The following is a 12,696-nucleotide window of genomic DNA, read 5'->3' as shown; positions in this document are numbered from 1 at the left end:
ATTTTTAGAGTCAAATCAAATTATTAATGGCACAAACGGAAGCTTCAAACAGAAACTTACACAGAGCATCAAAAGCAAAAAAAGATGAGTTCTACACTCAACTATCTGATATAGAGCGAGAATTAAAGCATTATAAGTCGCATTTTAAAGATAAAATTGTTTACTGCAACTGTGATGACCCGAGAGTAAGTAATTTTTTCCACTACTTTTCTTACAACTTTGAAAAACTTGGCTTAAAGAAACTTATAACAACCTGTTACAAGAATAACGATATTGACCTTTTCAGTCAGAATGATTCAGAACAGGCTGTATATCTTGAATATGAGGGGGATAAAAATGGCAATAACGTTCCTGACATAGAAGAAATAGGTATTAAACATTTAGAGGGTGATGGAGATTTCAGGAGTAAAGAAAGTATTGAATTACTAAAGCAAGCTGATATAGTTGTAACAAATCCTCCATTTTCGTTATTTAGAGAATATGTAGCCCAACTAATAGAGTACGACAAAAAATTTATAATTGTCGGTAGTTTAAATGCGATAACATATAAGGAGATTTTCAAGCTGATAAAGGAAGATAAATTATGGATAGGTTATGGTTTTAAAGGTGGAAACGCATATTTTAAGACACCACACTCTAAAGAATTTGCAAAAGGAGTTTATGACGAGGAGACAGGTTTAGTTAAATTTAGGAATGTTACTTGGTATACCAATATGGATTTAGCAAAACGTCACGAAGATTTACTTTTGTATTTACCATATAAAGAAGCAGAGTACTTGAAATATGAGAATTATGATGCTATTAATATAAATAGGATAAAAGACATACCCATGGACTATGAAGGTCATATGGGAGTTCCTATTACGTTTCTTGACAAATACAATCCCAAGCAATTTGAAATAATTGGACTTGGTATATCAAATTCTGGTATAGAAATAGGTGTAAAACCTTATACTTCTGAACATAAAAAGTACAGAAAAGAAATACAAAAAAGAGGAGCTGTTGACGGTGACCTTTATACAATGGTCGATGGTGAGGTGACTGTTCCTTATGCTAGAGTCCTTATAAGAAATAAAAAAATATGAAAATTGAGCTCAAAGAGATAACTGTTCGTGAACTAACAAAGGGATATCAGGACAATGAAGAAGCTGGTGTAGTAGGTTATTATGGCAAGTTAGACATAAGACCACCTTATCAAAGAGAATTTATTTATAAAGACAAACAAAGAGATGCTGTAATAGATACTGTAACAAAAGGTTTTCCGTTGAATGTTATGTATTGGGCTGTAAGTGATGATGGTGATTACGAGCTTATAGATGGTCAGCAAAGAACTATTTCGCTATGTCAATATGTTGAAGGTGATTTTTCAGTAATGGTTGGTGATTTACCTACAAAAAGAGCATTTCACAATCTACAAGATGATGAACAAGAAAAAATCCTCAACTATAAATTGATGATTTATATATGTAGCGGAACAGATAGTCAAAAGCTCGAATGGTTTAAAACAATTAATATAGCTGGTGAAAAACTTACAGAACAGGAATTAAGAAATGCAGTTTTTACAGGCTCTTGGGTCACTGATGCAAAAAGGTATTTCAGTAAAAATGGTTGTCCAGCTTATACTATTGGAAGTGACTATTTAACTGGTTCGCCAATACGTCAAGATTATTTAGAGACAGCTATCAAATGGATTTCAAAGGGTAACATTGAAGTTTATATGTCCAATCATCAGAATGACCCTAATTCTCTTGCCTTATGGAGGTATTTTCAAGATGTAATTTCTTGGATTGAAGGAACATTTCCCGAAAAAAGAATCAAATTTATGAGAGGTATTGATTGGGGTGAACTCTACGAAAAATTTAATGATACCGTTTTCGATACAGCCAAACTTGAAAAACAGATTGCTGAATTAATATTGGATGATTCCGTTAAGAATAAAAAAGGAATATACCACTATGTCCTTACTGGGAAACAAAAGTACCTTAACATTAGGTCCTTTTCCGATGCTGAAAAACAAAAGGCCTACGAAAGGCAAAAGGGGATTTGTCCTATTTGCAAAGAAAAATTTGACATCTCTCAAATGGAAGGAGACCATATAACACCGTGGATTGAAGGAGGTAAAACAAATGAAGAAAATTGTCAGATGCTATGTCGAGAAGATAATAGAAGAAAATCGAGTAAATAATTGTCAATACTCTTGATGTGCTAACAAAAATAATTAGTCAAAATAAAAAAACTCAATTCAAAATTCGATATAATTATTTTATTTTAAGAAACTTATATTAAATATAGATGTGGAAATAATTAAATTTGTAAGCCAAAACAAAAATATTACACCCCCCACATTATATACTATCACATCGCTTATCGTGTGGTGCGGACTTCGAAAAGGCCTTGAAGTCATAATCCCTCCTTTTGAAAGGGTACGTCCTGCAACGCTATGGATTTTTGTAGTTTCTAACGATTCATTTAAGCTCATGGGCGGTAAAATACTTGGCAATCGCTTGGCAAGCATTGTTTTTCCAGAGCCTGGCGGACCGATAAGTATAATGTTATGTCCGCCTGCAGCGGCGATTTCCATACAGCGTTTGATAGACTCTTGTCCTTTCACGTCGGCAAAATCGAATTCGGGATTGGAAAGATGCTCGTAAAACTCCGCCTTTATATCGACTACGGTAGCTTCAATCGGACTTTCTTCATTAAAAAAACTGATGACTTCTTTGATGTTTTCTACACCAAACACATCAATACCTTGGACAATTGCTGCTTCTTTTGCGTTTTGCTTCGGAAGAATAAACCCTTTAAAACCTTCTTCACGCGCTTTAATCGAAATGGGCAACGCACCTCGTATGGGCTGTACTGTTCCATCGAGAGAAAGCTCACCCATGATAATGTAATCTTTCAGTAAAACTGTTTCAGAAATCTGCCCTGTAGCGACTAATATACCCATGGCTAACGTAAGATCGTAGGCAGCACCCTCTTTCCGAAGATCGGCTGGAGACATATTTAAAATGAGTTTCTTTCCTGGAATTTTATATCCGTTATTTTGAAGCGCGGCAGCAATCCGAAAATTACTTTCTTTAATGGCGTTATCTGGAAGTCCGACTAAATGATAGCCTATTCCGACATCGACATTTACTTCGACAGTAATTGTAGTTGCTTCTACACCAAATACGGCACTCCCATATACTTTTGTAAGCATATAATTAGTATTGTGGGAGTTGAGTGCAATTGTGAAGTTACTGAATTAATCTAAAAAGCAAGAAGTTAGGAACAAAAAAAAAGCGCATTTATTACAAATGCGCTTTTTAAAATATATGCAATTTAATTTTTCTAATTTCGAGAGCGTAATTCTCTTTCAGCTTGTTTTAAGTCTTCTCTACATTGCTTTAACGCATCTTTGTATTCTTCAATTGTGCCTTCAGCATCACTTAAAGAGCGAAGTTTTTCTTTGTTATCCATCATTTCAACATACAAATCGACAATACTTGTATGCATGTCGTATAAGTAGGTCGAATCTGCCGTTGGAATCGATTGTTGCATTTCTACCAACTTACTGCTTATCAATTTAGATTCGTAGTTTATTTGCGCTCCAGGAACCTCTAAAGAATCGATCATTCTTTTTACCTTTTTCATCTCTTCGAAAAAGTTCCCTTGAAATTCCATTTCTTGTTTAATCACTTTTGATTGCTCTCGTAAAAGATTGTTTTCTTTTGAAGGTACTTTAAAATTAAAGTATACAGCGAGAAGAATCATAGCAACTGTTACTATAAATAGTCCTAAAAATTTTAAAAAACTAGTTCTTCTTTCTTTACTATTTTTTGGTTTCATAGGTTTTGTAGTTTTCTGTATAGCGTTTTTGTTTTTTATTGAATCTATTTTATTTAATCTAATAAGAAGCTTCTTCTGCTTTTCACTTCTGAATTATCCACCACTTCTTCTTTTACAAATATTCCTGAATTTGATTTTTTACCAATATAATCTAATTCATTTAATTTTTTGAAGAGCGACAACATTAAACGTGTAAATGAAGATACTTGTGTTAGTGCACTATTAATATCGTTGTGGTTGTATTCCATTTCGATGGTACTAATCAATACTTTTTCAAAAGCGCCTTGATTTAAGTCACACCAATCTGTTAGATAGTTCAGGAAATCTTCCTTTCCTGTTCCTGCATATACATCTAAGCTACTTTTTATGACTCTTCCAAGGTTTACAATTTTGGAAATCATCATAATTGGTGGTTCATATCTATCTTTAAACCTGAAGTCTGAAATGCTCCCGTTAAGGTAACGCATTACTTGTTCAGAAAGATGCAACGCCATACGCGCTAAATCGTTATTTTGTTTTTTCTGATGTATTTTCTGAATGATGTGAATTGAAAAAGCTTCCATCTGATTTAAAAACGTACCTACTTCATTGTATGTAAATTTTAAATCGGGATGACTCTGAATGGACCTACATGGCGGAATAAAATCTGGATCTACCACAGGTTTTCCATCTTCAAGAATTACTTTTCCTATGGTAATGTGGTGCAACCCTAATTCTTGATTAGAAGTTTCGCTTTTGGGTAATACATCCAGCTTGTATTCTGAAAACACATGAGGATGCCTTGGTGGTTCTTCTTCAGGATCTGCATTACCGACAGGAATTCGTTTAAATGGATTCACGGTAACTACCACAAACCATTCTTTCTCTTCCTTATCAATTGCGTATTGTTCTTTTAAAATATATCCTGTCTGTTCTAAAAGACTTTTTGTGTTTTTAGTAATCTCTATTTGATGTCCGCCTAGTGTAATCGCGCGACATGTATTTAATACAACTTCTATCGTTTCTTGTCCATCTACAGATATAGAGACATCCATGGAAGTCATATCTTCAGACAATTCGGGTAGAAGTCCGAAGTTTGTAGGATTACAATTTTTCTGTTCCGATTGTTTTACCAATTCTAATATAGAGTTTTCCATTTCAATGAAATGATCTTTATTGATCTTCATTCCATCAATCCAATTAACTCTATAGTGATTTTTATCGTTAGATTTCATACATCTCTTTCCTATTGGCTTAGAACAAACCTGTTTTTTTATAGTCTACAATAATTGTTTTAATACAATTAGACCCTTTATCTCTAAATAAATTTAGTTTTTTAATTTTAATCCCTCTATCTCTAATTTTCTCACAGAATACTAGAAATGTTGTGTTCTTACCATTCACAACAACGGGTTTATTAATATCGCCGCAGAAATATTCTGAAAAGGCTTGCGGCGTAGTTTTCTCTTTTGAGATTAAATTTAATTTTATTTCAAAATCGCGTTCGTTAATGTAAGGCACAACGGTTGGTTTGTGTTGTCCTGCATCGCCTGGTTTATCTTTAATCATGGCATCTTTTGGTGCCCGTTTGATATTCCATCCTTTTTCTCTTTTCGGAACATCGATTTCTGTAATATTTTTCTTTTCACCAGGGATTGGCGTAACATTGATACGTTTTTTTGTAATGTATGTTAAATCGCCGTTTACCACAAGAGAAACTGTTTTAAGCCCTGCTTCTTCATACACATATTCTGCTCTTTTGGTATCTGCATCAATCGTTGCACTTTCCCCAAAACGCCATTCCCAAGTGGAAGCATTGTCAGTTTCATCTTTTACATTTAGGGTTTGCCCTACACGAATAGATTCTGGCAAAGTAAACACTGGAAACTTAGTAGAATCTAAAAGAGTAAGCTTTTCTTTAATAACGACTGTTTCTACACGTTCACAAATGTTATTTACAATTAAGCGTACTTTATATTCTCCTTCTTTTTTAAATACATGTAATGGGTCTTTTTGGTATGAGCTTACTGTGCTATCTCCAAACTCCCATTTCCACTCTGCAGCTCCAGTGGTATTGTCTTTAAATTTGATCATCTCACCAGCTCTGAAATCTTTCGCATTTACAGTAAATAGTACTTCATCGCAAGGTGCATACTTAGAGTATCTAAAGGCAAATGTTCCTGCAGAAATTAAAAAAGCGGCAATAAATAAATAGATTACTAATTTATCTATGTGATTTGTCATATTCTTATCTGAACTCATAATACTATTATTTGAAAGAGGTCCCTTTTACGGTATAAAGGTACACTACAATTAAAACTAGTCAATTAATTTAATATTTTTATTTTATACGGAAACACATTTATTGAGTTTTTTTCTAAAAAATACAATAAGTTACTGTTTATAGCTTCCCATTCTTCTTCTTCTGTAGCAACCTGACTACTAGGATGTAAAATAACATCTATACACTGCACCAATCCCTTATTTAGATCAATCGCTTTGGTATATCCTCTTTTAATTTCTACACTTTCAATTTTATCACCATACAATTCGTAACACAATGCTTTTACATCTTCTTTGGTGACAATTCGGTCTCTAGAGAGTAGGGATCTTCGATAGGAATTAAGTCTATCTTTCATACTCAAATCATCTTTGCCCCCAAAACTAGTGGTCATGAAATAAGCATTTTTATTATTTACTCCGATTCCTTTATAAATAGATAATTCACTTCCTGTTTTTATGTTGTTGCCTTCAACTCCATTGGTGGTCCAATAATCTACAATTAAACTCTCATTAGGTTTGTAAGGCTTCAGCACAACATAATTAGTTTGTGTTACATCATTAGAAGACTCCGAAACTTTTTTCTCTAAAAGTGAAATTAATTGATTGAGTCCTTTCAGATTGTTGTGTAAAAAGTCATTATTCAAAAAAGAAAAAGAGGCACTTTCATCTTTCAGAAGTTCGATGAGATATACAATATACTCTTTTGCCTTCCTTTTATCTAACTTTCCTACATTATCACTACGCATCACAAAGGTACCTTTGTCCTCGTTCGAGTTATCTTTACTTCTTGCTTTGTACTTTTTGCCGTCGGTATTAACGATTGATTTAATATCAAAAAATAAATCTTCCGTTTTAATCGGCAATATATTTATGTATTCCTTAATTTGATAGGTAAAGTTATTAAGCTCTCTGTTTAATGCTGGGAACGAATTTAAAGAGCAATATACATGCTCCAATATCGAATGATCTACAATACGAGGAAATACAATTTTAATCCATCGTAACGACTCATCCGTTTTAATTTTATTTTTTTCAAAAAGTGTTTCTACTTCTTCAAATGAAGAATCTTTAACTCCTTTTGTATCTTTTATAGTACAATAGTTTTTACTGAAACTATTTACTATTTGATTACTTGTGTTGTTTGTTTTGTTTGAAACATCTTCAAAAATAGATTTTAAATCAAGGATTTGTTCTTTATTACTTGTAGACATTCCATTTATAACCTCTAACTTTCTTCCTGCCACAAACCATTCCGCATTTCGTAAATGATGATAAAACAACTCTTTTTTTGTAGCTCCGCCTTGTAGTTCAAAATAGATTGAAATATTTTTAAATGAAAGTGTTTTAACCTCACTTGAAATTCCTAGATATAATGTAGAAGGCGGAAGGTTTACCTTTTTACTGTTTTTTAAAATCACCTTTCTACTTTTCTTTTCTCCTTGTTCTACAATGGTATCCCCCATTGCTAAAAACTGAATATTTCCGTTGAGGAGTTTAAATTCTTGAACTGGAGAAAAGTATACATCTTTATACTGAACAGAGGTGTTCTGATATGTGTTCCTTTTTCTATAATTAAAAAGGAATTCAGGTTTTATTAAAACGGTATCTTCTATAGGTTCTGCATATAAAATAGCTTGAGCTGGTTTTGGACCATTCGCTGTTTCTGGAGTCATTAACTGAATTACTTTTTCCGTAATTCGAGTTTGCGACTCGTCAACTTCGGCAGATATTTTTTCTATTTCTGAAGCGCAAGCTGAAATAAGTAGCGACACAATTGGGTCGAAAGACATTTCAATCTCATTGGCTGCAACACCCCACATGGCTGCCGCTTTAGCTATCATTCTATTCTTTATTTGTTCCTTACTATTGTCTCTCATTTTTTAATACGATAAAGGACCAATATAGAAATACTCTACATATGAAAATGCCTCACTGGTTTTAGTAACTTTCGCATTGATTCTAATATCAATGCGTTTTTTTATTCTATTCAAATCTCCTGTACCAAAAATTTCTTCCTGTTTAATTTTTACATCTACTCTAATTTTATGGAGTCTTTTCTCGTGACGTACTAAAGAGTCCAGTAAAGAATTTTGAATTAAATCGCGAAGGCGGGTAGTACTTTTTAAATTATCAAAATCTATGATCCATATAGAGCACCCAAAGGTTTCATCAAATGTACACTCTCCAAAATAAGAAGTGTTAATCAAATGAATGTAATGGGAAATAGACTCGTTTAGATTGCATGTAGCATGCGCATCACTACTAATAAGTTTTTTAGCATTTAGAGGTAATGCATAGTAATTATTATTCATTTTTTAATTAAAAAGTGAGATTAAATGAGTTGTAAGAGTTTTCTTATTTTCAAAAAACCTTACTAACTTATTAGTGTAAATATAGTGATATTCATCCTTAATTTTAAAAATTGAAATAATATATATTTTAAAGATTTATTTTAATTAGAACTCAATTTGAAACCACCTTTTTAGTACCTTTATACCCCCCATAGTAATATTTGTAAATAACCTACACACCAAACCTATTGATTATGAGTAAAATACTACTATCTGTATTCTTTTTTAGTTTTTCCCTATTTACTTTTGCACAAACTGAAACTTTTGTTGGCTCTGTTGTAGAAGAAGAAACAAATTATCACATGGCGAACGCTATTGTTGCTATTGAAGGAACTGCGCTTGCACAAACTACAAATAACGAAGGAAAATTTTCATTTCGCGACAAAATCCCTGTAGGAGAGCACATTGTGACAGTTACCAAAGAAGGTTATGAAGTAAAATTTTTCATTATTAATATTGAAAATGGAAAAAAAGTAATAGTAGATAAAGTAGAAATTTCATTGACAAAAGATGAAGAAAAAAGAAGAAAAAAGCTTTTAAAAGAACAAAGCAAAGAAGAGAAGAAAAAAGAAAAAGAGCGCGAAGAAAAAATAAAAGAAGCGCAGAAGGAGCTTGAAAAACGTGAGAAAAAACTTGCAAAAGAAAAAAAGAAGCTTAAAAAAAGTAACAAAGATGTTATTATCAGTTACGACGATGCAACTCCAGCTGCAAACACAAGTACCACCCCCACTGTAGATCCAAATATTGTTACTCCATTACAAGTTAAGTACGCCGGTATCTTAGGAGTAACTCCAGAAGAAATAACAAATATTCCATTGTATGAATTTATAGATGAATGGATGGGAATTCCGTATTTAATGGGTGGCGCGACTAAAGACGGTATTGACTGCTCGTCATTTTCGCAACGTTTATTCACTACTGTTAATGGCCAATACATTGAACGTACGGCTCAAAAACAATTTGACTCAAATTACACAGATAAATTTCAAGGAAAAGAATTTTTAAAAGAAGGAGATTTATTGTTTTTCAAAGGTGTTGGAGATTATAGCAACGATATTAGCCACGTTGGAGTCTATCTAGGAAACATGAAGTTTGTAAACGCAACCTCTAGAAGAGGAACTAGCGGAGTTTCGGGGGTTAAAATATCAGACCTTTCTGAACCTTTTTGGACCAGTCGTTTTGTTTCAGCAGGAAGAAGAATAAACAACAATTAAATAAGACATGAAGCCAAATGCTGAAGTCCTTGAAACTATTTTTGCTGAATTAATTTCCGTTTACGAAAATTTAAAAGCAGAAGTACTTATTGCTGAAATTCAAGAGAAATCTGAAATTACAGTAGACGACTTTGTCATTGCAAATAAAAGTACTTTTTCAAGGCCTTTTAGAAGAGATATTATTAGTGTAGACAACCTAATAAACGAAAACATGCTAACGCTAAATTTGTCTCGAAACGGCTTATATGACACCCTTCCAGAAGGGTTATTTCACTCCCCAAGTTCGAGTGATAGTGCAACGTCTTATATATCAAAAAGAAAGAAAGTAAAGCAAGAGGAACAAGATGCTAGATCTTTTTTCTCTCCAATAGAAAACGAATTTTTTCATCAAAGACTTGGAATTGAGTGTAACGAAAGAGAGCTACTTGATAATTTTTATAATTTAAATGATGATTTTTTAATAGATTTTTGGAATATAAATGAAGACATTCCAGAAGATTATGTTCTTAAGCTAGTAAAATTACTACCGCATTCATACAAAATTGCCGGTAATTTTGAATTGACTAGACTTACTTTAGAAAAAATCTTGAACGAAGATGTTACTTTCAAAAGAAGTTACAAAAATAATTTAGCTTCAGAAATAGAAACAGATAGTGAACATCGAGAAAATGGGCTTCAGCTTGGCTTTAACACCATATTAAACAGCTCAAAAAAAGAAGTTTACAGTCCTGTATTAGAAGTTACAATTGGACCAATTTCAGAAAAAAAAATAAATATTTTTTTAAAAAAGGAGGGAGTCTTAAAATTTATTAATACATTTTACGATTATTTCATACCTATAGAAATTGAAGTTGTTACTAAATTTACAATGGATACTGAAAATGGTTTTTTAATGAACGGAACAAATAGTTCTATAATGGGGATTTCAACACAATTATAACATAAAAAATAATGGGCTCGATAGGTAATATCGCAAACGGGGAGATTTTTAAACTAAGCATAGGACTCATGATTGTGAGTTCATTAATCATGATGCTTGTTACAAAATTGCGTAAACTTTTCACAAAAAATAAAAAACGTGCTATACTCTATGCACTTTTTGTATTAGTCACTTTTGCTTTAACAGGTCTTTTAAGCTCTAGTAAAGTACTCAACGACACACCAATAAATAGCTTTTTTGGCTTTCAAATCATCTTCTTTGGTTTAGGTGTATTACACCTGTATGTTTTAAGAAAATACTTCCCCGTATTATCTGAAGACAAATCTGAATTTTTCCCAGAATTCTTATTTACACTTGCCTACACCTTTCTTGGACTTATCGCCTTTATTCAAATTGTAAACAGATTTAAGTCTCCTTTCAGTTATATCTTCATGTCATCAACAATTTTATTTTTGTTGCCTACATTATTTTATAAGATGTATGAATTTGCAATGCAAATAGCAGTGCCTATTTATGACAGTTGGATGTTTCCTTTAAGCAAAGAAATAAAAGATCCTACAAAAGAAGAACTTGTAAACCCTAGAGTTATCAGTTTTGAGTTTAGAAAAAACCAAGACAAAAACGACATCACTAACTTTAGAGTAAAGGCACCTCAAGGAATGGAGTTTGGAAGACTATTCTATTTTTTCTTAATAGACTATAACGAGAGACACCCTGAAGCACTAATTGAAATACTAGACAACAAAACGCAACAACCTTGCAATTGGGTTTTCCATGTTAAACCCAATTGGTGGAGTTCGATAAGACACATCAACTTTAACCAAACAGTTGCTGCCAATAACATCAAAGAGGATCATGTTATTATTTGTAGAAGAACTACAACTACATAAACATTTTCAATACAAGAAATTGTAGCTGACCGTAAAATCAATAAAATCTTTTACTAAAAGCCAATTTATGGTATCAAAACGCCTCTTTTTTACATAATTAAGTCACCTCCCCTGTTACCCCCATTAAAGAAAAAAGCTTGTTTTTAATACAACTCTAGTTTGTTTTAAAAGTGTTCTTATACATTGTATTTCATCCCCCAAAAAAAACGGATAATCTATTCAATTTAAGAAAACTAACCGTTCGCTTGCCAGTCTTACAATAGTTCTTTAATTTTAGTACTTACATATTTTTATATATATAGATATCTATTTTTTTTAACAATTAAATTTTAACATTATGTCTTTTAAAGCAAAATTAAAAGTAAGTGGAAATGAGTACAACGTATTAAGTTGCTCATACGACTTACATCAAGAAACTGATGCCACAGGTAGGCCATCTTCAATTACTAGAGGAGGGAAAATTAAACTAACAGTAGAATCTACTGCTGATGTTAGTTTATCTGATTGGATGTTCAATAACTTTGAACGCAGAGATGGATCTGTTGTGTTTCTTAAAAGAGATACTGATGCCACTTCAAAAGAATTAAAATTCACAGAAGGTTACATGGTAAAATATCACGAAGGTTTTGATTCTACAGGAAAAAACCCAATGTCAGAGTCATTTGTCATTTCAGCTAAAACAATTAGCATTGGTAATGGTGAGCATGTAAACGACTGGGTATAAGCGATAACTTTCTACAAAAGTAATACAAATTAGGGAGTGGTTTTAAACACTCCCTAAATTGTCTATTTGTAATTTAACAACTTTATACTATGTCTTTTTTAGCGAAACTTACAATAGAAGGTGAAGAGATGAATGTTTTAGAATGCTCTTTTGAATTTAATCAAAAAGTAGGCTATAATGGTCGTCCCATTGAATTGCCAAGAGCAGGTCTTATTCAAATACTAATAGAATCTACTAGTAACACCGACCTCTTAGCGTGGATGGTTATGCCTCATACTTATAAAGAAGGAGAAATTATTTTTTATAAACGAGACAATATGTCAAGTAATAAAACATTAACATTCCACGATGCGTTTTGTATTTCTTATAAAGAATTTTTTAATGCAGAAGATGCTCTTCCCATGAAAACAAGAATCGAAATATCGGCCAGAGCAATGGATATCAACGATGTAAGTTTCGAAAATACCTGGGATATATTTTAGTA

12 protein-coding genes and 1 pseudogene are annotated in these 12,696 nt (G+C 32.5%); 7 read left to right on the top strand and 6 right to left on the bottom strand.

Features of this window, described 5'->3' with window-relative positions; translation table 11 throughout:
- The first annotated feature begins 26 nt into the window (after positions 1-26).
- Together BLQ00_RS12880 and BLQ00_RS12875 are read left to right on the top strand one after the other, a co-directional pair.
- Positions 27-1,085, top strand: a complete 1,059-nt coding sequence (locus BLQ00_RS12880) for an adenine-specific methyltransferase EcoRI family protein (protein WP_093144730.1) — start codon at positions 27-29, stop codon at positions 1,083-1,085.
- Positions 1,082-2,185, top strand: a complete 1,104-nt coding sequence (locus tag BLQ00_RS12875; RefSeq protein WP_093144729.1) for an HNH endonuclease family protein — start codon at positions 1,082-1,084, stop codon at positions 2,183-2,185. Before BLQ00_RS12880 ends, BLQ00_RS12875 begins: the two co-directional genes overlap by 4 nt.
- A gap of 150 nt (positions 2,186-2,335) precedes the next feature.
- Here the strand turns inward: BLQ00_RS12875 and BLQ00_RS12870 are convergent.
- The 6 genes and pseudogenes from BLQ00_RS12870 to BLQ00_RS12845 all read right to left on the bottom strand — a co-directional run.
- A pseudogene (locus tag BLQ00_RS12870) lies at positions 2,336-3,202 on the bottom strand (YifB family Mg chelatase-like AAA ATPase); the annotation flags it as partial.
- 131 nt (positions 3,203-3,333) lie between these two features.
- A complete protein-coding gene (tssO, locus tag BLQ00_RS12865; RefSeq protein WP_093144728.1) occupies positions 3,334-3,831 on the bottom strand; it encodes a type VI secretion system TssO in 498 nt (165 codons plus the stop codon).
- Between the two features lie 53 nt (positions 3,832-3,884).
- A complete protein-coding gene (locus tag BLQ00_RS12860; protein ID WP_093144727.1) occupies positions 3,885-5,045 on the bottom strand; it encodes a hypothetical protein in 1,161 nt (386 codons plus the stop codon).
- 19 nt (positions 5,046-5,064) lie between these two features.
- Complete coding sequence (locus tag BLQ00_RS12855; RefSeq protein ID WP_093144726.1) at positions 5,065-6,072, bottom strand: PKD domain-containing protein; 1,008 nt, start codon at positions 6,070-6,072, stop codon at positions 5,065-5,067.
- Positions 6,073-6,137: 65 nt separating this feature from the next.
- Positions 6,138-7,934: a type VI secretion system baseplate subunit TssF gene (locus BLQ00_RS12850; protein ID WP_229792628.1), complete on the bottom strand. Its 1,797-nt coding sequence runs from the start codon at positions 7,932-7,934 to the stop codon at positions 6,138-6,140.
- Positions 7,935-7,973: 39 nt separating this feature from the next.
- On the bottom strand, positions 7,974-8,405 hold the full coding sequence (locus BLQ00_RS12845) for a GPW/gp25 family protein (RefSeq protein WP_093144724.1): 432 nt from the start codon (positions 8,403-8,405) through the stop codon (positions 7,974-7,976).
- Positions 8,406-8,638: 233 nt separating this feature from the next.
- Here BLQ00_RS12845 and BLQ00_RS12840 point away from each other — a divergent pair, with 233 nt between their 5' ends.
- From BLQ00_RS12840 to tssD (BLQ00_RS12820), 5 genes are all read left to right on the top strand, one after another.
- Positions 8,639-9,658 (top strand): NlpC/P60 family protein, encoded by a 1,020-nt coding sequence (locus tag BLQ00_RS12840; protein WP_093144723.1) that lies wholly within the window; start codon positions 8,639-8,641, stop codon positions 9,656-9,658.
- Between the two features lie 7 nt (positions 9,659-9,665).
- Positions 9,666-10,598: a hypothetical protein gene (locus BLQ00_RS12835; protein ID WP_093144722.1), complete on the top strand. Its 933-nt coding sequence runs from the start codon at positions 9,666-9,668 to the stop codon at positions 10,596-10,598.
- A gap of 11 nt (positions 10,599-10,609) precedes the next feature.
- Positions 10,610-11,488 carry a TssN family type VI secretion system protein gene (locus tag BLQ00_RS12830; RefSeq protein ID WP_093144721.1) on the top strand — a complete coding sequence of 293 codons (879 nt, stop codon included), beginning with the start codon at positions 10,610-10,612 and terminating at the stop codon, positions 11,486-11,488.
- 337 nt (positions 11,489-11,825) lie between these two features.
- Positions 11,826-12,212 (top strand): type VI secretion system tube protein TssD, encoded by a 387-nt coding sequence (gene tssD, locus BLQ00_RS12825; RefSeq protein ID WP_093144720.1) that lies wholly within the window; start codon positions 11,826-11,828, stop codon positions 12,210-12,212.
- Between the two features lie 89 nt (positions 12,213-12,301).
- The gene (gene tssD, locus BLQ00_RS12820) at positions 12,302-12,694 is read left to right on the top strand and encodes a type VI secretion system tube protein TssD (RefSeq protein ID WP_093144719.1); all 393 of its coding nucleotides are present in this window, start codon (positions 12,302-12,304) and stop codon (positions 12,692-12,694) included.
- The last annotated feature ends 2 nt before the right edge of the window (positions 12,695-12,696 follow it).

Origin of the sequence: Ulvibacter litoralis, assembly GCF_900102055.1 — a bacterium.
Classification (GTDB): Bacteria; Bacteroidota; Bacteroidia; order Flavobacteriales; family Flavobacteriaceae; genus Ulvibacter; species Ulvibacter litoralis.
The sequence above is the reverse complement of the archived record's forward strand: the minus strand, read 5'-3'. Positions and strand labels throughout refer to the sequence as shown.

Coding starts and splice junctions, on each gene's coding strand:
- BLQ00_RS12860 (WP_093144727.1), bottom strand. CDS start 5,045: ATGAAATCTAACGATAAAAATCACTATAGAGTTAATTGGATTGATGGA.
- BLQ00_RS12850 (WP_229792628.1), bottom strand. CDS start 7,934: ATGATAGCTAAAGCGGCAGCCATGTGGGGTGTTGCAGCCAATGAGATT.
- tssD (WP_093144719.1), top strand. CDS start 12,302: ATGTCTTTTTTAGCGAAACTTACAATAGAAGGTGAAGAGATGAATGTT.
- BLQ00_RS12855 (WP_093144726.1), bottom strand. CDS start 6,072: ATGAGTTCAGATAAGAATATGACAAATCACATAGATAAATTAGTAATC.
- BLQ00_RS12880 (WP_093144730.1), top strand. CDS start 27: ATGGCACAAACGGAAGCTTCAAACAGAAACTTACACAGAGCATCAAAA.
- BLQ00_RS12840 (WP_093144723.1), top strand. CDS start 8,639: ATGAGTAAAATACTACTATCTGTATTCTTTTTTAGTTTTTCCCTATTT.
- BLQ00_RS12830 (WP_093144721.1), top strand. CDS start 10,610: ATGGGCTCGATAGGTAATATCGCAAACGGGGAGATTTTTAAACTAAGC.
- BLQ00_RS12845 (WP_093144724.1), bottom strand. CDS start 8,405: ATGAATAATAATTACTATGCATTACCTCTAAATGCTAAAAAACTTATT.
- tssD (WP_093144720.1), top strand. CDS start 11,826: ATGTCTTTTAAAGCAAAATTAAAAGTAAGTGGAAATGAGTACAACGTA.
- BLQ00_RS12875 (WP_093144729.1), top strand. CDS start 1,082: ATGAAAATTGAGCTCAAAGAGATAACTGTTCGTGAACTAACAAAGGGA.
- BLQ00_RS12835 (WP_093144722.1), top strand. CDS start 9,666: ATGAAGCCAAATGCTGAAGTCCTTGAAACTATTTTTGCTGAATTAATT.
- tssO (WP_093144728.1), bottom strand. CDS start 3,831: ATGAAACCAAAAAATAGTAAAGAAAGAAGAACTAGTTTTTTAAAATTT.